Genomic DNA, 20,385 nt, shown 5'->3' on the forward strand with positions numbered 1-20,385 from the left:
TTTTCGGTCCGGTAGTGGGGTAGGCGGATATTCGTGTCTTTATCGCAGCAGGTGTCCGGGTCGGTGCTGGAGCGGGCCGGGACGCGGGGGCTCGGCGAGCCGGTCCGGGCCTTCGACGCCCGGCCCGGCCTCCGGCGCGCGGCGGCGCGGCTGGCCGGGCTCGTCCTGGCCACCGTGGTGTTCGTGCTCGTGGCCGCCGTCTGCCTGGCCGAGCGGCGCTCGGCTCCCGGGGTTGCGGCGGCGCTGACGGCCGCCGTCTTCGCGGGCGCGGCGGGACGGTCGCTGCGTAGAGGCGGGCTGCCTGCCGGGCGCGTGGTCGTCCACCTGTTCACCGGCGGGCTGGTGGTGGACGAGCCGGGCGGGACGCTCGCGTACGGCTGGGACGATCTGGCCTCCGTCACCGTCTCCGGAGTGCGGCCCGCGGCGCGCGCCCGGACCCGCTGGCGGGTCACGGCCGTCGCCGGAGAGGACGGCCGGGTCCTCGCGTTCGGCGACGAGCTGCCGGACGTGCGGGCGCTGGGCGAGACCGTCGCCGCCGAGGTGACCCGCCGGCTGGTCCCGCGTGCGCTGGAGGCGGTCGAGGCGGGGGAGACCGTGCGGTTCGGGGCGTTCTCCGTCGACCGGGACGGTGTCGGGAAGGAGGGCGAGCGGGTGGCCTGGCCCGCCGTCCGCGAGGTCCTCATCGAGAACGGCATGGTGACCGTCCACCCGCACGGCGGGATGCCGGCGCTCGCCGCCATGGCCGTCCGCACGCCGGACGCGTTCGCGTTCGCGGAGCTGTGCGGCGAGATCACGGCGAGGGAGGCCGGGCCCGACGGGCCTTGGCGCGTTCCGCCGCCGCGCCGCTGAGTCCCGGCCGAGATGTCCGCCGCGGAGCCGGGTGACCGCGAAGAGTGAGTTCGTCCGCTTCCGGGGATGATCCGGAGGTGGCGGGGGACGACACGGGGCACCAGGGGGACGGCGGCCGGGCCGGACGGCCGCGGGCACCAGTGCGGAAACGCACGGCACGGAAACGCACGGCACGGGGACATACGGCACGGGGACATACGGCTCGCGGGCACGGGCGGGCGCTGGCGTGGCTCCGCGCCGCGGGCTCGGTCGTGGTGGTCGTCGGAATCTACTTCGTCGTCCCGCTGCGAGCGGGCGAGATCTCGGACGAGCGCGCGGTCCTCCGGCTGGCGCTGCTCGTCCTCGGGTTCGTGAGCATGCTTCTGCTGGTCACCCGGCAGGTTCGCCGGGCCGTTGAGCGGGACCGGTCCATGGCCGAGCAGGTCGCGCTGCTCCTCACCCTGGTGACCGTCGTCGTGGCGTTCTTCGCCGCCGCGTACTACTTGCTGGACGAGGAGTTCAACGGGATCCGGACGCGCCTGGACGCCCTGTACTTCTCGGTGACCACGCTGGGCACGGTCGGCTACGGCGACATCACCGCGCGGGGGCAGATCGCGCGGGCGGTCACCATGGTGCAGATCGTCTTCGACCTGGTCATCGTCACCTCGGCCATCTCGATCATCGTCGGCGCGTTCCGCCGCCCCGGTGACTCAGGGGGGCGGCGGTGACGCCGGTCCGGCAGCGGATCCGCCCGTACGCGCCGGCGATCGTGCGGACGTGGGCGCGGCTGCTGGTGGCGCTGATCACCTCGCAGGCGCTGCTGGCGCTGCTCGGCCTCGGCGCCACGGCGGGCTACGCCGCGCTGCCGGCGATCTTCCTGGCGCTCTACCAGCCGGCCGGTCCGCTCGGCACCCGGATGCGGATCATCACGGCCGGGACGCTGCTGGCGGCGGCGCTCAGCGTGGCCGGCGCGGCGGTGGCGGGCACCACCTGGCCGCTGGCCGCCGGGCTCGGGATCTGCGGGCTGGTGCTGGGGTTCGCCCCGCGGCTCGGAAGTCAGGCCGCGACGCTGCAACTGCCGCTGCTGACCGCCTACGCCTATTCGGCGGCGCATCCGCTGGACGGCGGGTCGCCCTGGGCGCGGGGCGCCTCGATCGCGCTGTCCCTTCCCGTCCTCCTGCTGGCCACCGCGTCGATCGCGCCGCCGGACCCGCGGAGGCCGCTGGCGCTCGGCGCGGCGCGGGCGCTGGGCACCCTGGCCGGCGCGCTCGCGGACGCGGCGCGGGGAGAGGCCGAGATCGACGGGCAGGTGGAGGCGGCGCTGGCCGAGTTCCAGACGTTCGCGTCGCGCGTCAAGGCGTCCGCGCTGCCCTACGACGACGGCGAGGCGAGCCGGGCCGCGCTGCTGCTGGCGGTGTCGGTGCCCAGGGCGCTGTCGGAGGCCGGACGGACCGCCCGGTCGGCGGGTCCGGACGAGCGGCCCGCCCTGGGCGAGGCCGCACGGCAGGCCGCGGCCCTGGCGTCCGGGCTGGGGCCCGCGGATGACCGGCCGCTGCCCGGCCGGCTGGCGACGCCGGTGCGGGCCGGACCGGCGCACGTCGCCCTGGTGCGGGATCTCAACGACGTGCTGGCCGCCGCCGAGGTGGTGCGGCATCGGCAGGGGGCGGAGCTGCCCCGGGACCAGAGCCTGATCCTGCCGTCCCGCCGGGAACGGCTCCGCGGCGGGCTGACCCTCGCCGATCCGGTCGCGCGGCGGGCGGTCGTGCTGGGCGCGGCCTGCTTCCTGGCGGGGCTGGCCGGAGGGCTGCTGCGGCTCGGGCAGATCTACTGGATCGTCTTCGCCGCCGTGATGATCCTCCAGACGCCGCCCGGCCGGGTCCGCGGCCGGCTCGGGCACCGGCTGGCCGGGACGTTCGCCGGAGTCGCCCTGGCCGGGGTGCTGGTCCCGTGGACGGCCGACCTGCAAGGGGTGCAGGGCGTGCTGGGCCTGGTGCTGCTGCTGCCCGCGCTGCTGCTCGGCGTGGTGAACTACGGCTGGACGACGCTGTTCGTGGCCACCGCGGTGGGGCTGCTGTACGCGGCGATGGGCGAGTCCCGGACGTTCTTCGGCGACCGGCTGGTCGACAACCTCCTCGGCGGCTGCGTGATCGCCGTGATCATCGCGCTCACCTGGCCCGGACGGCGCGAGGACCCCTGGACCCGCGCGGCCGTCCGGTCGCTGCGCGGCCTCGCTGAGGCGGCACGGTCCCCGGACCCGCGCGCCTGGCGCGCCGATCTCGCGGTGCGGGCGATGGCGCTCCGCGACGCCGCCGCCGACCGGACGGCCGAACCCGGCGCCGCCTCGTCCATGCCGCTCGTCTGGACGATCGGGAGCGCGACCGGCCGCCTCTCCGAACTGGTCACCGGGACCGTGCGGCCGGACGCGTCGCTGCGGTGGCTGGGCCGCGAGGCCGACGACCTGGCCGACGGCCTCAGTGCGCGTCCGCCCGCCACCGTGCGGCAGGCCGGCGACGGCGCGGGGCGTGGCACCGTGCGGCCGGGCGGGGACGGCGCGGGGCCGCCCCAGACGGACGGGACCGTGCGGCTGGGCGGGGATGGGGCGCTCGAATTCGAGGTCGGCCGGCTCCGCAGCGCGATCGGTGTCCTGATGGGGCCGGAGAGCCGCGCGGGTGCACGGCGATCCAATAGCCTGGGCCGGTGAGCCTGCGCTTTTACGACACCAGCACCCGCGCCGTCCGTACGTTCGAGCCCCTTGAAGAGGGCCGCGTGGGGATGTACGTGTGCGGGGCCACGCCGCAGGCCGCGCCCCACATCGGGCACCTCCGCTCGGGCGTCATCTACGACGTGCTGCTGCGCTGGCTGCGGCGCAGCGGCTACGAGGTCACGTTCGCGCGCAACATCACCGACGTCGACGACAAGATCATCGCGGTGGCGGCGGCCGGGGGCGTCCCGTGGTTCGCGGTGGCCGAGAGCAACCAGCGGGTCTTCACCCAGGGCTACGACCTGCTCGGCTGCCTGCCGCCCACGATCGAGCCGCGCGCCACCGGGCACGTGCCCGAGATGATCGTGCTGATCCGGCGGCTGATCGAGAAGGGGCACGCCTACGCGTCCGGCGGCGACGTCTACTTCGACGTGCGGTCCTGGGCCGAGCACTACGGCTCGCTGTCCAACCAGAAGCTCGACAACATGCGCTCCGAGCAGGACACCCCCAACGAGGACTGCAAGCGCGACCCGCGCGACTTCGCGCTGTGGAAGGGCGCCAAACCGGGCGAGCCGTACTGGGAGACGCCGTGGGGCGACGGCCGGCCCGGCTGGCACCTGGAGTGCTCGGCGATGGCGACCCGGTACCTCGGGCCGGTGTTCGACATCCACGGCGGCGGCGTCGACCTGATCTTCCCGCACCACGAGAACGAGATCGCCCAGTCGCGCGCCGCCGGTGACGGGTTCGCCCGCTACTGGCTGCACAACGGGCTGCTCACGGTCGACGGCGAGAAGATGAGCAAATCCGTCGGCAACGTGGTGCTGCTGCCCGACCTGCTCGGCAGGGCCCGTCCCGCCGAGATCCGCTACTACCTGGCCTCGGCGCACTACCGGTCGCTGATGGACTACACCGATGACGCGCTGGCCGAGGCCGTGTCGGCCTACCAGCGCATCGAGGGGTTCGCGCACCGGGCGGCCGAGCTCGTCGGCGCCGGCGAGCCCGCCGCCGAGCCGCCCGCCGCGTTCGGGTCCGCGCTCGACGACGATCTCGGGGTGCCGCACGCGCTCGCGATCGTGCACGAGACCGTCCGCGCGGGCAACAGCGCGCTGGCCACCGGCGACGAGGCCGCCGTGCGCGAGCACCTGGCCGCGGTGCGGGCGATGACCGACGTGCTCGGGCTCGACCCGTTCGCCGCGCAGTGGGCCGGTTCCGGCGGCGACGACCTGAGCCCGGTGGTCGACGCCCTGCTCGGGGTGGCGCTGGAGCAGCGGCAGGCGGCCCGGGCCCGCAAGGACTACGACGCCGCCGACGCGATCCGCGACCGGCTCACCGAGGCCGGGATCGTCGTGGAGGACACCCCGAACGGTCCGCGCTGGGAGCTCAAGCGCCCCTGACCGGCGGCCGGCGGGCGCGTTCCGGTCCGGGAGGCGCATAAAATCAAGTGTTCCGGGGCGTTCGCCGAGGTGCCGCCCGGGTCGAGCCGAGCCGCCCCGGCAGCCATGCGGGCGAGCGAGCCGCAAACGTCGCGAGGGGCAATACCGATCATGGCCAAGAACAAGGGCAAGGGGCCGACGCCCAAGGCCGAGGACCGGCACTGGCACGGCAAGCGGCAGAAGGCCCGCGCGGTGAAGAACTCCCGCCGGACCGGCACCCCGACCGTCGGTCCGGGCGCGCGGCCGGAGGGCGCGGGCGCCGCCCGTCCCGGCGCGACCGGCCGTCCCGCCGGAGCCCGCCGCGCCAACGGCGAGGCCCCGGAGCTGATCACCGGCCGCAACGCGGTGGTCGAGGCGCTGCGCGCCGGCGTCCCCGGCACCGCGCTGTACGTGATGACCAGCGGCGACGAGCGGGTCCGCGAGTCGATCCAGCTCGCCGCCGACCGCAGGATCCCGCTGATGGAGACCGGCAAGAGCGAGCTCGACCGGCTCACCGACGGCAGCGTCCACCAGGGCATCGCGCTCCAGGTCCGGCCGTACCGCTACGCCCACCCCGACGACCTGGTCAAGGGCAGGGCCCCGCTGATCGTCGCGGTCGACGGGATCACCGACCCGCGCAACCTCGGCGCGATCGTCCGGTCGGCCGCCGCGTTCGGCGCCACCGGGGTGGTCGTGCCCGAGCGGCGCGCCGCCGGGGTGACCGCGGGCGCGTGGAAGAGCTCGGCCGGAACCCTGGCCACCGTGCCGGTCGCGCAGGCCACCAACCTCGCCCGGCAGCTCAAGGCGTACCAGAAGGCCGGATGCTTCGTGGCCGGGCTCGACTCGGGCGGCGGCGTCGCGGTCGCCGACATCGAGGTCGCCGCGGGGCCGTTCGTGCTGGTCGTCGGGTCCGAGGGCAAGGGCCTGGGCCGGCTGGTCGCCGACACCTGCGACCTGCTGGTCACCATCCCGATGCCGGGCGCCGCCGAGTCCCTCAACGCCGGCGTCGCCGCCGGCATCTCGCTGTACGAGGTCGCCCGCCTGCGCGGCTGACGCCTACCCGCCCGGCGTTGACCCGCCGGTGTCCCAGACGGTCCCGCCGGGGGTGTCCCGCAGTTCCACCCCGCCCTCGGCGAGGGCCGTCCGCAGCCGGTCGGCCAGCGGGTAGAGGCCCGCGCGGCGCAGCTCGTCCCGCACCTCGATCAGTGCCGGGACGGCCCCGGCCAGCCTGCCGGGCCGGTCCGCGGCCGTACCGAGCCGAACGATCAGGCCGCGCATGATCGTGCGGGCCCACTCGGTGCCCTCGTCCTCCTCGGTGTCGGCCGCCCACTCGGTCACCGCCGCCTCGATCCGGAGGACGGCCTCGGCCCGCGCCGCCGCCTCGTCCGGCCCGGCCGCCTCGTCGAAGCGGTGCCGGGCGTCCAGGACGAGATCGCGGAGGCTCACCTCCTCGGCCGCCGGGCTCGCCGGACGCGGCCGGGGCCGCGCGGCGGCGCCGCCCTTCGCCAGCGCGCGCAGCTCGTCCAGGCCCAGGGTGTCGCCCGTGGGCAGGACGATGCTCTCGCCCCGCCGCCGCACGGTCACCGTCCCGCGTCCCCGGATCTCCACCCGGCCCCCGTCGATGACGATCGCGGTGTGCTCGTCGATCCCGAGCACCGCCACGCCGTCCGGCAGCTCCCGCTCCATCGCCGCCAGGCGGCGCTCGCCCAGGTAGGAGTAGCGCGTGTCGTGGGTGCCGCCCTCGGCGTTGTCGTAGTGCGGGATCATCGCCACGTCCAGCCCGTACACGCTCATCAGGTCCAGGCCGGGGGCCCAGCGCGGTGCCGCGCCCACCTTGTAGATCTCGTACACCGGCACGCAGAACCGGCCGAGCGTGCAGGCCGCGGCCGAGGCGAACACCAGTGCCGCGCTCCCGGCCCGCGCGTGATCGTGCAGCGCGGTCCGTGCCGTTCCCCGCCAGCGGTCCAGCGCGTACGTGGGGCTGCCCGGCCCCGAGAAGATCCACTCGGCCCGCCGCAGCACCGCCGCCCCCCGGTCCCCGTCCAGGTCCGGCGCGACCCGGACCCGCAGGCCCACGCTCCGCGCGAAGTAGTCGCACGCCCGCGCCGAGATGTCGGCGGCGTTCTCCTGGAAGCCGTACGGGGTGTCGAGCAGGACGGCCCGCGCCGGACCCGCCCGCCGGGCGACGTCCTTGTGCACGCTCACCATGGTCGGGCTCGTCTCGCCGGACCCCATGATCACCATCAGCTGCCGCGGCATACCCCACGACATCATCCGGAGCGCCGTCCGGCCACCCCTCAGAGGCGTCCGGCCATCCCCGGCGCGTGCCGCGCCACCGCCTCGGCGAGGAGCGGGTCGCCGGTCAGCGCCGCCCGCGCCACGTCGTCGTGCTCGGCCAGGAACGCCAGGTGCCTGGCGGCGTGCGCGGCGACCTGGTCGGGCCCGACCGCGTCCGGCGCCGGACGGTCGGCCCGCTCCCCCCGCGCGACCTGGGCGGACGGCCCGAGCGGCGTCGCGGGCCGCGCAGGCTCAGGGTCGGGCGCCACCGCGTACGTCAGCACCACCCCGCCGTCCGCCGCGCACCGCCAGCTCGTCGAGTGCACCAGCGGAACCGTCTCCCCGACGCCCGCCAGCCGCCGCGCCGCGGAGTCGGGATCCTCGGCCCTGCCGAGCGCCCCCGTCAGCCGCCGGTACGCCAGCCGCCCGTCCGCCACGGCGCGCAGCACATAGATCTCCACGACGACGCGCCGCGCGGTGGCCGAATCCCCCTGCATGTCCGCAACGCTAGCGCTGTTGCAACTCACATGCAGCAGCGGGCCGGACGGAGTGGTGTCGCCGAAGCGGCTCGATCAGCTACTGCCCGTGCCGAACAGCACGTCCGCCGCGCGCGGCCAGTCGACCGCGATCGAGATGAACGTGCCACTGCCTGCGGCGGGCCGGGCACCCCATTGGCCGCGACCGTAGGTGACCTCGACCGGCGCCCAGGTGAAGGCGTCGCGGTCCAGGACCGCGCAGGCGGCGAGGGGGTCATGCAGGAGCTTGCCCTCAGGACGGTGAGAGAGGTAGAGCGCCATGCCCTCGCGGGCGAGAACGGTGCCGGGGGACAGGCCGGGGGCGGCGAGGAGGCGGGCCTGAAGGGCGGCGTCCCAGACGATGCCGTGGGTGACGTTCTTGGAGACGAGATCGCGGTGGGCGACGCGTTCGGAGGCCAGCGCGGCGAGGGCGGCCTTCTTGTCCCCCCCGAAGTTGAAGGACTCGCACTCGGTGCGGCCGGCGAACTTCGGCAGGCGGCCCTCGGGCGGGACGAGGTTGTCACCGGCGAAACCGCCCTGGGCGACCCAGCGGGAGATCGTCAGGCCGGGATGGTGGCGCAGGAGATGGCGCAGGTTGTGCAGCGGCGCACCGGTGAGAAGGACGGTGTCGGGGTCGGCGGTGAGGGCGGCGGCGAGGATCTCGTGGGCGACGCCGTCGGAACCGGCGGGCGGAAGCCGGCCGAGCCACTCGTCATGGAAGGCCGAGACCGCATCGGCGGGGCTGCGGACGTGGCGGGCACCGACCGGGACACTCACGCCGAGCCGGTGCAGCACCTCGCGTACGACGGCGAGCTGGGCGCCGGTTCCGGGGTTCACGGTAACGGCCGCGAGCCGGACCTGGGGGTGGGTGGCGAGCAGGCACAAGGTCAGTGCGTCGTCGGGGTCGCGGGTCTCCATGTCGAAAACGACGGAGACGGTCCGGGTGTCAGCGCTCACCGAGCGAACATATCCGGTCGGATACACGCGAGTCGCACAACCGCCCGTCCCCCGGACCCGCCGACGAGCCGAGCGAGGACCGGGGGACTTCGGTGCCGGGAGTTCAGAGGTCGTGTGCGCCGGTGCGAATGGTCGCGATGAGCGACGTGAACGCCGCCCGGCCGAGCGCGAGCTTGGGACCGTCGGGGTTCTTGGAGTCGCGCACCGCGACGATGGAGGAGAGATCGGCGACCTCTACGCAGTCCTGCCCGCCTTGACCGCTGCGGCTGCTTTTGCGCCAGTGCGCGGTGGAGAGATCCGGCTTGATCACGTGTGCTCCTTCAGATACTGCCCGAGTAGATCGAGTGAAGCGGCCCTCGGGAGTGCTTCGCCCATGATGATCCCGAACCGTACAACGCACCTCGCGATCACTTCGGGATCCTCGATCACCTGAGCCAGCTCAGGTCCTTCAATGTAGACCGACTCTGCCCCGTCCTGGAACCCGAGGATGGTGAACAGGCCGTCCAGCGCCGCGTACGTGACCGAGGAGAAGGGAAGCACCCGGATCTGAACGTTCGGCAGTCCGGCCATGTCGATCAGGCGTTGGATCTGCTCACGCATCACCTCGTCACCCCCGACGGGGACGCGGAGTGCGGCTTCGTTGATCACGAACTGGAACTGGGTGAGCGGAACCCTGGTGAGGATGGGTTTCCGCTCCATGCGTGCCGCGACGATCTCGTCCAGCGCCTCCGGCGTCTGCCCGGCGCTCATCACGGCACGGGCGTAGCTCTCCGCTTGGAGGAGTCCAGGTATGACCTGCACGACGTAGGCCCTGACGGACGTCGCTTCGTCCTCCAGTTCGATGAACTGGGGGAAGCCGGGCGGCAGGTACGCGCGGCGTCCGGCGCGTTGGATCACGTCACGGATCTCGACGAACTCGGGGTCATCGAAATAGGTCGCGGCGTCCTCAGCGAACTTCTGTGGGACGGCCTTGTCCGTGGTCTCCATCTTGTGAATCCACTGGGGCGTGTAGCCCATCTCGTCACCGAGGCGTTCAAGGGTGAAGTCGAGAGCCTCCCTGCGACGGCGGAGCTTGGCTCCGAAGTGGCTCCGAAGGGAATCGGGCTTCACGTCCCTGCGTCTGGGTATCGAACGGCCTTCCATCTCAACCATGGCGAGTGGGTGATGCCCCATGCCTCGCGGTTGACGGTCGACTGAAGCAGAGGGATGCGGGGGTGTCACCGGTTCATGGCCGACTGTAGTTGAGGCTGTGATGCTGGTCACGGCATTCCGGTGATGCGACTCGGTGTGAGGGAGTCGCCTCGTCGCACAGAGATAGGGCGGCCCCGGGCCGGTGCTGTAACACCGGCGGTTCCGGGGCCTTGATCCGACAACGGAGGTCGGACCCATGGCAGATCGTAGGACTCGGGACGCCCGGCTTGCGGCTCTGGGCGCGCATTTGGGTGCGAGGCGGTTCGAGGTGGAGTTGGTCGAGGCTGGGCTTCGGGTGGTCGATCCTCAGGCGGAGGGGTGCTGCGAGAAGGTCCGGATGGCTGGGGACGTGATCATGTGTGCGCCGCGGTCGAGTGATGGTGGGCGGTGGTGGTTCTTCACGTCGTGGCGGGAGCCGATCGCGCCTGCGGACGAGATCATCAACGCGGCCGTGTTCATCCTCGGATACCTGGGCAAGCGGTCCGGCACGGCGGAGTCAGGACGGTGACCGCCATGGCCGCCGAGATCCGGCCGGACCGGGTCGCGGCCGAATTGCGACGGCGGTTCCCAGGAGCGTTGGTATGGCGGGGGAACGTCAGCGGGCAGTGGTGGGCGGTTGTGCGGGACCGGTCCGGGGATGATCGTCTGATGGAGGCGCCGACTCCGGCGGCACTCGGCCGCATCCTGGAGGAGGTCGGCGCCCGCCCGCTCGGGTTCGTTCCTGCTGGCGCGGACGTCCGGTTGAGGCCATCCCCGCGACCGGCCCGGAACGCAGCGTCCACGAAGTCGACTGGAAGGCATGTGCGGCAGTCTCGGGGCGGGTGGTTCCGGCGGTTGCTCGGCTGTCTGGTGGTTGGGGACGCTGGCCGGACCGGCGGGTGATGAGGGGGCGGTCAGTCGGTGTGGCCTTGGAGGGGGGCGCGGAGGTCGAGGAGCTGCTGGGTGTGGTCCGGCACGTGGGACTCGGCGAGGCCGTCGATGAGGACGGCCAGCGGAACCGGCCGGTCCATCACGAGCGCGTCGTTGGACAGCAGGATCGTCGGCACCAGGACCGAGGCGGCCTCCCCGCTGAGCTGATCGGCGATGTCGCAGAGGACGGCGGCCTGGCTCCGGACGTGGTCGATCAGCTCTGCCGTGCCCGCGTGCTCGGCGATGATCCGGTCGAGATTCCAGGTGTTCTGGGAGATCCGGTTGTCGAAGGTGGGGCGCGAGCCCGCGACGACGCCTAGAGCGACGGCCGCGATCGCGGCGTCGACGCTGAGGAGATGGGCCAGGACCTGATCGGCGTTCCATCCTCCGTCGGCGGCGTCGCCGAGGTCGGGGGTGGCCGCCACGTCGAGCAGCTTCTCGTAGGCGCTGCGAAGTGCCGTCGTGTCCATGACGTGCTTCCTTTCAGTCGGGTCGTTGCGAACGCGCATCCCGTTCGGCCGTCTCGGCGGCGCGCTTGATGTCGGCCAGCCGCCGGTCCCAGTCGGCCGCGACCGTGGCCATCCACCGCGCCGTCGCGTCCAGTGCCGCGGGCCGCACGGTGTACCGCGCCTCGCGGCCGACCCGGTTGCCGGAAACCAGGCCGGCGGCGTCCAGTACCGCGAGGTGCTTGACGACCGCCTGCCGCGAGACGGGGAGCCGTTCGGCGAGCGTCGTGGCGGTGGCCTCGCCCTGTTCGGCGAGCAGATCGAGCACCTTGCGCCGCGTCGGGTCGGCCAGCGCGGCGAGAACGCCGTCGGCCGTCCCGGCGGCGGCGGCGTGGTGGCCGTCGGTCACGTGGACGGCTGTAGGGCGCGGTTCTTGAGCGCGTCGAGCGCCAGGCCCCAGCCGCCCGTGTTGTCCTTCACCGCCTGGCCGCGCAGGTCCTCGGAGCCGGGCAGGGTCGCGAAGCCGCTCTCCACGACGCGGAGCCGCGTCGCGTCGCCCTCCGGGATCAGCGTGAACTCCACGAGGGTGCTGTTGTCCGCGCGGAGCTCCTCTCCGGGGAACGCGCTGGCCCAGCGGTACGCCAGGTACGTCTGCGGCTCGACCTTCTCCACGCGTACCGGGAAGTCGCCGTACTCGGCGCTCTTCGCCACCATCGACGCGCCTTCCTCGGCCACCGTGCCGGGCAGGTTCGCCGTGTCGGCCGCCCAGAAGCCGGGCTGGGCCACCAGCGTCCAGACCCGCTCCAGGGGAGCCTCGATCAAGGTTTCGCGTTCGATCCGGTCGTTGCTCATGAGTGGACTCCATTGATCGTCGTCAGAATGTGCAACCACAGAGTTGCATGTGACCCCTGTTGAGTGCAACTCGTGGGTTGCGCAATCCAGTGCCTCTGGCGGCCCGTGCCGGCTCAGAGCTCGAGGACGTACCAGGCGACACCGTCGTGGACGTACAGGTTCGGGCCGTGGCCGACGGCTCGGTCGCTCCCCAGGGGCGAGCCGTCCGGGCGGGTGAGGCCGTACGCTCCGACGGGTTCGGCGCGGTCGCGGGTCAGGGTGCACAACGTCAGCCGGCCGGTGCCGTCGCAGTGGGCGAGGGTTTCGTCGTGTACCGCCAGAGCGCGGATCCCGGCCGAGATGTGGCGTTCGGTCACTGCGTCGGCGTGGATTCCCAGCAGGCCGAGGTCCGCGGAGAAAGCCCAGGTGGAGTCTTGATCCACGTTCAGGACGTCGCAGTAGGACCGGTCGTTCTCCCGGCTCGGATCGGCGGGCTTTGCGGCGTGCGTCCACTGGCGGGCGCCGCCGATGTCCCAGCGGGCCAGGCCGGCGGCGCCCGCGGAGGTGTAGGCGTACGCGGTGTCGTCGGAGTAGCCGACCCAGATGGCGCCGTTCTGGTCGGTGTGCAGGCACCCCAGTTCCCCGCCCAGGGAGAAGCGGTGGGTCGGACGGCCCCGGGGGGTGAAGATCTGGGCTTGGACGTCGCGCCCGGACGCGTCTCGCGCGTCCCAGCCGACCGGGAAGTTCTTGTCGGCGATGACGAACCCGCCTTCTGGCAGCGCGTCCAGGACGGGGGAACGGGCCGCTAAGCCGTGCAGCTCGGTTTCGTGGACGGAGCCGTCGGCCACGGTGACCAGCAGCGCGCTGTACGGCTCGGGCGTTCGCGATCGTTCGCCCAGCAGCCAGTGTGCACGGCCGGTGGCGTCGACGGTGGTGGTGAGCACCCGGCGCCAGTGATGCCGGCTGGGGAGGTGGGCGTGCAGGGCCAGGGGGAGCGTCGTCTCCATCAGGTCCTCGCGAACCGCAGGTCGTGCCGGCTGAGCGTCTCGGCCGTGCCGGAGGCGCGGAGCACGACGTCCAGGGCACGCTGGGGGTCCGCCGCGTAGCAGCCGCTGCCCCACGCGCCGTTCGCCTCGACCACGGCCCACCGTTCGGTGCCCTGCGCGTCCACGGTGAGGCCGACGTCGACGACGATCGCGCTCGGCAGCGTGGCGGCGCAGGCGGCCAGCACCTCGCGGGCGAAGCCGAGGACCGCGCCGTGGTGCGGATGGCCGTCGAGCGGCGCGAGGGCGAGGCTCCCGTTGGACGCGTACTGGCTGCCGGCGTGCACCGCTCCGTCCAGGACGTGCAGCCGGAACTCGGCGGCGAACGAGACGGGGTCGGCCACCAGGACCAGGGTCTCCGGATCGACGGCGTCCGGACCCGGCAGGTGGGCGCCGTCGGCGTAGAGGCCCGCCCGGACGCGCTTGTCGTTGGGGGACTTCACGAACACCGGACGGCGCAGGCCGTACGCCTCCGCGATCGGGACGAGGACGATGTCGCGCCCGCGCAGGGGCTCGGGCAGGTCCGCCAGCCAGCCGGGGGCGGCCTCCAGCAGGGTGATGCCGAGCGCGGACGCCAGGGCGTCGGCGAGCAGCAGTCCCGAGTACAGGTGCGCGCCGCAGCCGATCAGGTCGGCGGGCGGCTCCGGGCCGGTGAGCTGGACGGCGCCGATCCCGCGGTCCGCGGCGGCCTTCAGCAGCGCCCGGCTGGAGCCGCTCGGCCGGTGCCCGAACACCAGGGTCGTCCCGTCCACCATCAGGTGATCTTCTCCAGGACGGCGGTGTAGACGCGCCGCCGGTCGGGGCGGGCGCGTCCGGCGGCGTGCGTCAGGGCGGGGACGGCCGGCGCCCCGATCCGCGCGAGCCCGTCGGCCGCGGTCCTGCGGACGGTGGGACGGGGGTGGGCGAGCAGCCCCACCAGGGCGGGGATCGCGGGCGCCCATCCCGCGTGCGCCAGGGTCCTGATCGCCGCGCGGGCGATGTCGGGCTGCCGGTCGTCCAGCAGCCGCGCCGTCTGCTCCAGGTAGGCGGGCCGCGCCAGCACCTTGCGGGAGAGCCGGTGCGCGTGCAGCCGGACCCGGGCCTCGGGGTGGCCGAGCGACTCGGCGAGCAGCTCCTCGAGCTCGGAGTCGCGGGCCGGGGGCCGTCCCGGCGCGGGGGCGTCGGTGAACGGCTCGGCCAGCAGCGACAGGGCCCGGCGGATCTGCTCCGTTCCGCCCGTGCGGGCGAGCCGGAGCAGTTCGGCGCGGGACGGCGTGCGGGCCTGCGGGGCGTGCACGCGGGTGCGGAGCGCGGTGAGGGCGGCGGAGTCGCGCCGTCCGGCGTCGGGGTGGCGGAGCGGGCCGTCCACCAGGTGGATCCTGTCGGCGAGATCGCCGCGCCCCTCGGCGCGCAGGCGCCGGCGCGTCCGCGTCAGCGCGGGGGTGCGGAGCAGCGAGACGTTGGCGACGAGGTCGAGCAGGCCCCACGCTCCGGCTTCGACGCGCTCGGACAGGGCTTCCGCCACGAGGTCGGGCGCGGCGCGGCGCAGTACCTGCCGCGCCGCCGCGCGGGTCCCGGGTGTGCCGTGCTCCCACCAGCGCAGCAGCCCGGGGATGAAGGGCGTCAGGCATGGAGGGGCGAGATGGGCCGTCACGGCGGCGAACCGTTCCGGGTCGGCCGCATCGTCCAGGCCCGTCAGGGCGGACGCGAGTGGAGCGGTGACGGAGAGATCGACGCGGCCGTGCAGGTAAGCGCGGAGGAGCGCGTGGCGGATCTCCGGTTCGGGCCAGCCGAGCAGGGCCTGGGCGGCGGCGTCGCGGCGGCCCTGGACGGGGTCGTCCAGCATCGCCAGGAGGCGTTCGCGCTGCGCCGTCGAGCGCGGCTGGTCGAGATCGCCGGGGCGCGGGGCGCGCGGGCGGGGGGCGGGGCGGGCGTTCTCGGCGAGGGTCCAGGGCGGCGTGTCGACGGGCTGGAGGTCGGTCATCCAGTCGAGGAGCACGGCGCCGACGTCCTGGGCGGTGGCGGGGAAGACGTCGATCAGCGCGTTGAGCCGGTCGCGTGAACCGGGTGCGGAGGGCGCGTCGTCCGCCGCCCGGAACCGTGCGAGATCGTCGAGGCCGCGGGCGGCTGCTTCGAGGGACGTCCGCCACGCGCGCGCCTCTTCGCCGGGGGGAGCGGGGTCCGTCGCCTCGAACGCCTCGTGCAGCACGTCCCGTACGGGTTCCGCGCTCGCGCGGGCCGCGGCGAGGGCGCGGTCGAGGTCGGCGCGGGTCAGCACCGCCCGGCAGCGGCGCAGCAGCGCGAGCGAGGACCGGCCTCCCGCGATGCCCGGCGGCAGGGCGCGGACCCGCTCGGCGGTCTCAAGCGCCTCGGACGCGGGCAGCAGGGGGGCGACCTTCTCCAGCAAGGGCAGGAGAGGAGCGCCGACCCCGGGAAGTGCGGCGGCCAGCAGCCGTCCGGACCGGGCGAACGTCTCCAGTTCGCCGTCCGACCAGGGCGCCGGACACAGCCGCAACGTGAAGCGCAGGAGCGGCTCGCGTCCGGCCGGTCGCGCGTCGGCCAGCTCCAGCCAGCGCGCCAGCGACCCCCGCAGCCGATCAAGACCGGCGAGCTCATCGGACGTACCGGACGTACCGGACGTGCCGGACGGGGCGAAGCGTTCGGCGAGACGCCACGCGGCGTCGGCGTTCCAGCCCCGCGCGGCCAGCAGTGCGAGGTCGGCGTCCGGCTCCGGAGCGGCGGCGGGCGGCGGGACGATGCCGTGGGCCGCGAACCGGTCGGCGAGGTCGGTGACCGTGCCCGAGCCGAGGCGGACCCACCCGTCGGGGACGAGCGCGAGCAGGGCGGTCCCGGCCGGTGATCCCTGATCGGCCAGGGCCCCGACCGCGCGCGCCGACACCACCCCGTCCAGACCGCGCAGCAGCAGCGTGCGGGCGCGGTCGTCGGCGGCGCGTTCGGCCGCCGCGACGATCGTGGCCGCGTACGCGTCGCCGAGGATCGCCCGCAGCGCCTCGACGAGCGCCGCGCGTAGGCCCGGGTTGTCGTGCGCGCCGAGCCAGAACAGCAGCCTCGGCACCGCCACCGGCCCGCCCGCGCGCGCCAGCGCCGCCGCCGCGGTCTTCTTGACGTTCATGTTGGGATGGTCCAGGCACGCCGCGACGGCCGCCGCCGCCCAGCGCGCGCGGGCGTGCCCGAGCGCGAGCAGCGCCTGGCGCGCGGTCTGCGCGTCGGGGGCGGCGGTGAGCGGGACCAGGCTCGCCGACAGCGCCTGCGCGTCCGCGCCGTCCGCGTCACGGGCGAGCAGCGCGATCACGCGCTTGCGGACGTGCCGGTCGCGATGCCGCAGCAGCGGGTGCACCCGCGCCCGCACCCCGCGGGACGCGGTCCGGGACAGGACGCCGAGCAGGATCGCCGTCTCGGCCGCGGTGAGGCCGGGACGGTCCAGCAGGTCCAGGACGAGGTCCGCGACGAGGGCGTCACCGGCCTCCCGCGCCCCCGCGGCGTCCAGCAGGCAGCGGGGCCGGATCTTGCCGCGCTCGTGCAGCCGTCCGCCCAGGTCGCGGACGGCGCTCACGACCTCGTCCGGGACGGCGGGTTCGGCGGACTCGCCACCGGGCCGGCTCGGTGCGCTCGGCGCCGAGGCGGCCGCGAGGTCGGACACGACGCGCAGCAGCAGGTCGGCGATCGCCGGCACCGTCCCGGGACCGCCGTGGCGCGCGAGCGTGCGGAGCGCCGCGGCCGGGTCGGCGGGGTCGAGCGCGGCGCGGAGCAGCGAGAGCTCCGCTTCGTCCGGGCCGCCGAGGTCGGCGGCGATCCGGCGGGGCAGGGCGCGCGGGTGGAGCCGGACCAGGAGCGAGCGCCGCGCGTCGGCGTCGCCCGTGAGGTGCCACACCAGCTCCAGCGCCCGATGCCGGAACGGCCGCAGATGGGGGACGACGCCGGATGGCCCGTCCAGGCCCAGCCCCTCGCGCAGCGCCGCGACCGTGCGGGCCCCGCCCACGGCCTCCAGCGCGTCCAGGGCCGCCGCAGGCGAACGCGGCAGCGCCTCGATGACCTGCTCTTCGGCGGCCGTATGGCGCAGCGCGCGGATCGCCCGCAGGAACGGCGCCGGATCGGCGGCGGTGCGCAGCAGGCCGGTGACCGCGTCCCCGGCCGGGAGGTCGGCGGCGCCCTGCGCGGCCAGCGCGATCAGCAGGTCGAGCCGCCTTGGCCAGCCCGGATCGCCGACCGCCGCCGCCGTCAGCTCCGCGAGCGCCGCCCGCCGGCAGGTGAACAGGACGGTGGCGACCTCGTCCGGACGGACCGTGTGGTCGGCGAGGGCCAGCCGCACGATCGCCGGGACGTCCCCGTCCACCGGGAAGTGCCCGCGCCGGTGCAGCCGGCGCAGGCAGCGGGCGGCGGGCCCGGCGAGCAGGAGGGGATCCCCGGCGGCGATCGCGATCAGATCGCCGATGTCGTCGCGTCCCGCGAGGTCCCCGAGCAGCTCCAGAGCGCGCCGCCGCAGCGCCGGCGCCCGATCGGCGCCCGCGGCCACATCGCGGAGCAGGCGCTGATGCCCCTGCCGGGCGGCGACCTCGACGGCCGCGTCGGCCGCCGCCGCGTCGCCCGTCGTGTTCAGGAAGCGGTGCAGCGGCCCCTCCGGCAGCGGGTCCAGCGCCGCCCAGGGCTCGGCGAGTTCGCGGAGCGCGGCCACGCCCGCGCCCGTACCGGGGGAGTCGGTGGCGATCCGCAGCACCAGCGCGCGGGCGCGGGACGGGGCCAGCAGGGCGGCGTGCACGGCCTCGCGGGTGATCCGCAGCGCCTCGGCGTGGAGCGCCGGTTCGGGCCGGTCCGCCAGCTCGCGCGCGAGGGCCTCGGGATCGTCCACATCGGCCGCGCCGAGCCCGTGGACGGCCTGGCAGAGCGCCTCGCCCACCGGTTCGTCCCGGACGGTCGCGGGCCGTCCGGCGATCTCGGCGCTCAGCCAGGCGACCCGCACCCGGGCGGGCAGGCCCTCAGCGGCCCGCCACCGCGGCGGCTCCCGGACGTGCGCGCGCAGCCGGAGATGCAGCCGGGCCAGGGCGAGCGCCGCCTCGGGCGAGGCGTCGACGAAGCCCGGCAGGCACTCCGCGAAACCGGGCAGCTCGGCCCGGTCCTCGTCCCGCTCGGCGCCGAGACGCTCGGCGAGGCCGACGAGCCCGGCCCGCCGCACCGCCGGATCGGGGTGCCGGACGAGCCCGCGCAGCACGCCGGGCGAGCACGTCAGCGGATCGAGCCCGCTCGGAACCGCGTCCCGCATGTCCGTCATGTCCGCAGATCCTAGGACGGATCAGCGGCGCCGCACTGCCTCCGCCCGGTCCCGCTCCCGGACGAGCTGGAGCGCGACATCGATGATCATGTCCTCCTGGCCGCCGACGTACCCGGCCTCGCCGACCCGCTGGAGGATGTCGTGGGCCGCGACGCCGTACCGCAGGGCGGCCCGCTCGGCATGCAGCAGGAAGCTGGAGTAGACCCCGGCGTACCCCTGCGTGATGGCGCCCCGGTCCATGGACGGCAGCCGCGGCACGAACGGCCTGACCACGTCCTGCGCGGCGGCCAGCACGCCCTGGACGTCCACGCCCGTGGTGATGCCCAGCCGCTCGAACGTCGCCGCGACCACCTCGGTGGGCGCGTTCCCCGCGCCCGCGCCGAGCGCGCACAGCGCCCCGTCGATCTGCCGGGCGCCGTTCTGGGCGGCCAGCACCGAGTTGGCCACGCCGAGCGACAGGTTCTGGTGGCCGTGGAACCCGACCTGCGCGTCGGCGCCGATCTCCGCCACCAGCGCGCCGACCCGGGCCTGCGCGTCGCCGAGCAGCAGCGCGCCCGCCGAGTCGACCACGTAGACGCACTGGGCGCCGCCGTCCACCATGATCCGGGCCTGCCGGGCCAGCTCGGCGGGGCCGATCCGGTGCGACAGCATCAGGAACCCGACGGTCTCCATGCCGAGGTCGCGGGCCGCCGCGAAGTGCTGGAGGGACACGTCCGCCTCGGTGCAGTGCGTGGCGATGCGCGCCACGGACGCGCCCGCGCCGTGCGCCCTGGCGAGGTCCTGGACGGTGCCGAGGCCGGGCAGCAGCAGCACCGCGATCTCGGCGTGCTCCGCCTCGTCCACGGCGGCGGCGATCAGCTTGAGCTCGTCCTCCAGCGAGAACCCGTAGTTGAACGAGGAGCCGCCGAGGCCGTCCCCGTGGGTGACCTCGATGACCTCCACCCCGGAGCCGTCGAGCGCGTGCACCACGCCGCGCACCTGCTCCTCGGTGAACCGGTGCGCCATCGCGTGGCTGCCGTCGCGCAGCGTGGAGTCGGTGATCCGCACGCGCTCGCCGCCGAGGGCAGGGGCCGGGGTCGGGGCCGGGGTCATGAGGTCACCTTCCGCAGCGCGAGCTGCTCGCCCACCCGGGCGGCAGCGGCCGTCATGATGTCGAGGTTGCCCGCCCACGGCGGGAGATGGTCGCCGTTGCCGCGCACCTCCAGGAACACCGCGACCCGGGCGCTGCCGCCCCAGTCCTCGCGCGGCTCGTCGAACTGCGGCTCGGCGCGCAGCGCGTAGCCGGGCACGTACGCGGCGACCGCGGCGGCCATCGCGTGCACCGACGCGGTGATCGCGGCGGTGTCGGCGTCCGCCGGGATGGCGCAGTACACCGTGTCCCGCATGATCATCGGCGGGTCCACCGGGTTCAGGATGATGATCGCCTTGCCCCGGCCGGCGCCGCCGACCCGCTCGATCGCGCGGGCCGTGGTCTGGGTGAACTCGTCGATGTTGGCGCGGGTGCCCGGCCCCGCCGAGCGGGACGCGATCGAGGCGACGATCTCGGCGTAGCGCACCGGGACCACCGACGAGACCGCGTGCACGATCGGGATGGTCGCCTGCCCGCCGCAGGTGATCAGGTTGAGGTTCGGCACGTCCGCCAGGGTGTCCAGGTTGACCGGCGGGCAGACGAACGGCCCGATCGCCGCCGGCGTCAGGTCCAGCGCCTGGACGCCCGCCGCCTCGTAGCGCGGCGCGTTCGCCAGGTGCGCCCGCGCGGACGTGGCCTCGAAGACCAGGTCCGGCAGGTCGTCCCGGGACAGCAGCCAGCCGACGCCGTCGGCGCTGGTCCGCACGCCGAGCTCGCGGGCGCGCGCCAGCCCCTCGGACGCCGGATCCACCCCGACCATCGAGTGGACCTCGATCGTCTCGCTGCGCAGCAGCTTGATCAGCAGATCGGTGCCGATGTTGCCCGGCCCGACGATCGCCGCGCTCAGCCGTCCGCTCATGCCACCTCCAGGGTCAGGTCC

Annotated in this window: 19 protein-coding genes; 6 read left to right on the top strand and 13 right to left on the bottom strand. The window is 74.8% G+C overall.

What is annotated here, in order from left to right; translation table 11 throughout:
* Positions 1-33 precede the first annotated feature (33 nt).
* The 5 genes from OHA34_RS27415 to rlmB all read left to right on the top strand — a co-directional run bounded on the left by OHA34_RS27415 (position 34) and on the right by rlmB (position 5,994).
* Entirely contained in the window at positions 34-849 is an 816-nt protein-coding gene (locus OHA34_RS27415) for a DUF6585 family protein (protein WP_329519331.1), read from the top strand.
* A 251-nt stretch (positions 850-1,100) separates the two neighbouring features.
* Positions 1,101-1,556: a potassium channel family protein gene (locus OHA34_RS27420; RefSeq protein WP_329519332.1), complete on the top strand. Its 456-nt coding sequence runs from the start codon at positions 1,101-1,103 to the stop codon at positions 1,554-1,556.
* Positions 1,553-3,529 (top strand): FUSC family protein, encoded by a 1,977-nt coding sequence (locus OHA34_RS27425; protein ID WP_329519333.1) that lies wholly within the window; start codon positions 1,553-1,555, stop codon positions 3,527-3,529. The genes OHA34_RS27420 and OHA34_RS27425 overlap by 4 nt, the downstream gene beginning before the upstream one ends.
* A complete protein-coding gene (gene cysS, locus OHA34_RS27430; RefSeq protein WP_285938687.1) occupies positions 3,526-4,923 on the top strand; it encodes a cysteine--tRNA ligase in 1,398 nt (465 codons plus the stop codon). Before OHA34_RS27425 ends, cysS begins: the two co-directional genes overlap by 4 nt.
* Positions 4,924-5,073: 150 nt before the next feature.
* Positions 5,074-5,994, top strand: a complete 921-nt coding sequence (gene rlmB / locus OHA34_RS27435) for a 23S rRNA (guanosine(2251)-2'-O)-methyltransferase RlmB (RefSeq protein WP_285938686.1) — start codon at positions 5,074-5,076, stop codon at positions 5,992-5,994.
* Between the two features lie 3 nt (positions 5,995-5,997).
* Here rlmB and OHA34_RS27440 read toward each other — a convergent pair whose 3' ends face one another.
* The 5 genes from OHA34_RS27440 to OHA34_RS27460 form a co-directional block, all read right to left on the bottom strand.
* Entirely contained in the window at positions 5,998-7,200 is a 1,203-nt protein-coding gene (locus OHA34_RS27440; protein WP_329519334.1) for a hypothetical protein, read from the bottom strand.
* Positions 7,201-7,238: 38 nt separating this feature from the next.
* Positions 7,239-7,715 (bottom strand): hypothetical protein, encoded by a 477-nt coding sequence (locus tag OHA34_RS27445; RefSeq protein WP_285938683.1) that lies wholly within the window; start codon positions 7,713-7,715, stop codon positions 7,239-7,241.
* Between the two features lie 75 nt (positions 7,716-7,790).
* Positions 7,791-8,690 (bottom strand): nucleoside hydrolase, encoded by a 900-nt coding sequence (locus OHA34_RS27450; RefSeq protein ID WP_285938682.1) that lies wholly within the window; start codon positions 8,688-8,690, stop codon positions 7,791-7,793.
* Between the two features lie 103 nt (positions 8,691-8,793).
* Positions 8,794-9,000, bottom strand: coding sequence for a DUF397 domain-containing protein (locus OHA34_RS27455; RefSeq protein WP_285938680.1), 207 nt, complete (start codon positions 8,998-9,000; stop codon positions 8,794-8,796).
* Entirely contained in the window at positions 8,997-9,842 is an 846-nt protein-coding gene (locus OHA34_RS27460; protein WP_329519335.1) for a helix-turn-helix domain-containing protein, read from the bottom strand. Before OHA34_RS27460 ends, OHA34_RS27455 begins: the two co-directional genes overlap by 4 nt.
* A gap of 307 nt (positions 9,843-10,149) precedes the next feature.
* On the opposite strand from OHA34_RS27460, the gene OHA34_RS27465 reads away from it, so the two are divergent.
* Positions 10,150-10,389: a hypothetical protein gene (locus tag OHA34_RS27465; RefSeq protein ID WP_329519336.1), complete on the top strand. Its 240-nt coding sequence runs from the start codon at positions 10,150-10,152 to the stop codon at positions 10,387-10,389.
* A gap of 385 nt (positions 10,390-10,774) precedes the next feature.
* Here OHA34_RS27465 and OHA34_RS27470 read toward each other — a convergent pair whose 3' ends face one another.
* The 8 genes from OHA34_RS27470 to OHA34_RS27505 form a co-directional block, all read right to left on the bottom strand.
* Positions 10,775-11,260 carry a hypothetical protein gene (locus tag OHA34_RS27470; RefSeq protein WP_329519337.1) on the bottom strand — a complete coding sequence of 162 codons (486 nt, stop codon included), beginning with the start codon at positions 11,258-11,260 and terminating at the stop codon, positions 10,775-10,777.
* Positions 11,261-11,273: 13 nt separating this feature from the next.
* Positions 11,274-11,645: an ArsR/SmtB family transcription factor gene (locus OHA34_RS27475; RefSeq protein WP_285938674.1), complete on the bottom strand. Its 372-nt coding sequence runs from the start codon at positions 11,643-11,645 to the stop codon at positions 11,274-11,276.
* The gene (locus OHA34_RS27480; RefSeq protein ID WP_285938673.1) at positions 11,642-12,088 is read right to left on the bottom strand and encodes an SRPBCC domain-containing protein; all 447 of its coding nucleotides are present in this window, start codon (positions 12,086-12,088) and stop codon (positions 11,642-11,644) included. The genes OHA34_RS27475 and OHA34_RS27480 overlap by 4 nt, the downstream gene beginning before the upstream one ends.
* Positions 12,089-12,201: 113 nt before the next feature.
* Positions 12,202-13,074: a hypothetical protein gene (locus tag OHA34_RS27485; RefSeq protein WP_329519338.1), complete on the bottom strand. Its 873-nt coding sequence runs from the start codon at positions 13,072-13,074 to the stop codon at positions 12,202-12,204.
* A complete protein-coding gene (locus OHA34_RS27490; RefSeq protein WP_329519339.1) occupies positions 13,074-13,865 on the bottom strand; it encodes an ATP-grasp domain-containing protein in 792 nt (263 codons plus the stop codon). Before OHA34_RS27490 ends, OHA34_RS27485 begins: the two co-directional genes overlap by 1 nt.
* Positions 13,865-18,376: a HEAT repeat domain-containing protein gene (locus OHA34_RS27495; RefSeq protein ID WP_329519340.1), complete on the bottom strand. Its 4,512-nt coding sequence runs from the start codon at positions 18,374-18,376 to the stop codon at positions 13,865-13,867. The genes OHA34_RS27490 and OHA34_RS27495 overlap by 1 nt, the downstream gene beginning before the upstream one ends.
* Positions 18,377-18,397: 21 nt before the next feature.
* On the bottom strand, positions 18,398-19,468 hold the full coding sequence (dmpG, locus tag OHA34_RS27500; protein WP_329519341.1) for a 4-hydroxy-2-oxovalerate aldolase: 1,071 nt from the start codon (positions 19,466-19,468) through the stop codon (positions 18,398-18,400).
* On the bottom strand, positions 19,465-20,364 hold the full coding sequence (locus tag OHA34_RS27505) for an acetaldehyde dehydrogenase (acetylating) (RefSeq protein ID WP_285938665.1): 900 nt from the start codon (positions 20,362-20,364) through the stop codon (positions 19,465-19,467). The genes dmpG and OHA34_RS27505 overlap by 4 nt, the downstream gene beginning before the upstream one ends.
* Between the last annotated feature and the right edge of the window lie 21 nt (positions 20,365-20,385).

This window comes from Spirillospora sp. NBC_01491 (assembly GCF_036227065.1).
In the GTDB taxonomy this organism is placed as follows: Bacteria; Actinomycetota; Actinomycetes; order Streptosporangiales; family Streptosporangiaceae; genus Spirillospora; species Spirillospora xylanilytica.

What these genes read in the sequence shown, in the direction of transcription:
- rlmB (WP_285938686.1), top strand. Translation starts at nt 5,074, where the DNA reads ATGGCCAAGAACAAGGGCAAGGGGCCGACGCCCAAGGCCGAGGACCGG.
- OHA34_RS27440 (WP_329519334.1), bottom strand. Translation starts at nt 7,200, where the DNA reads ATGCCGCGGCAGCTGATGGTGATCATGGGGTCCGGCGAGACGAGCCCG.
- OHA34_RS27445 (WP_285938683.1), bottom strand. Translation starts at nt 7,715, where the DNA reads ATGCAGGGGGATTCGGCCACCGCGCGGCGCGTCGTCGTGGAGATCTAT.
- OHA34_RS27460 (WP_329519335.1), bottom strand. Translation starts at nt 9,842, where the DNA reads ATGGTTGAGATGGAAGGCCGTTCGATACCCAGACGCAGGGACGTGAAG.
- OHA34_RS27470 (WP_329519337.1), bottom strand. Translation starts at nt 11,260, where the DNA reads ATGGACACGACGGCACTTCGCAGCGCCTACGAGAAGCTGCTCGACGTG.
- OHA34_RS27480 (WP_285938673.1), bottom strand. Translation starts at nt 12,088, where the DNA reads ATGAGCAACGACCGGATCGAACGCGAAACCTTGATCGAGGCTCCCCTG.
- OHA34_RS27485 (WP_329519338.1), bottom strand. Translation starts at nt 13,074, where the DNA reads ATGGAGACGACGCTCCCCCTGGCCCTGCACGCCCACCTCCCCAGCCGG.
- OHA34_RS27490 (WP_329519339.1), bottom strand. Translation starts at nt 13,865, where the DNA reads ATGGTGGACGGGACGACCCTGGTGTTCGGGCACCGGCCGAGCGGCTCC.
- OHA34_RS27495 (WP_329519340.1), bottom strand. Translation starts at nt 18,376, where the DNA reads ATGACGGACATGCGGGACGCGGTTCCGAGCGGGCTCGATCCGCTGACG.
- dmpG (WP_329519341.1), bottom strand. Translation starts at nt 19,468, where the DNA reads ATGACCCCGGCCCCGACCCCGGCCCCTGCCCTCGGCGGCGAGCGCGTG.
- OHA34_RS27505 (WP_285938665.1), bottom strand. Translation starts at nt 20,364, where the DNA reads ATGAGCGGACGGCTGAGCGCGGCGATCGTCGGGCCGGGCAACATCGGC.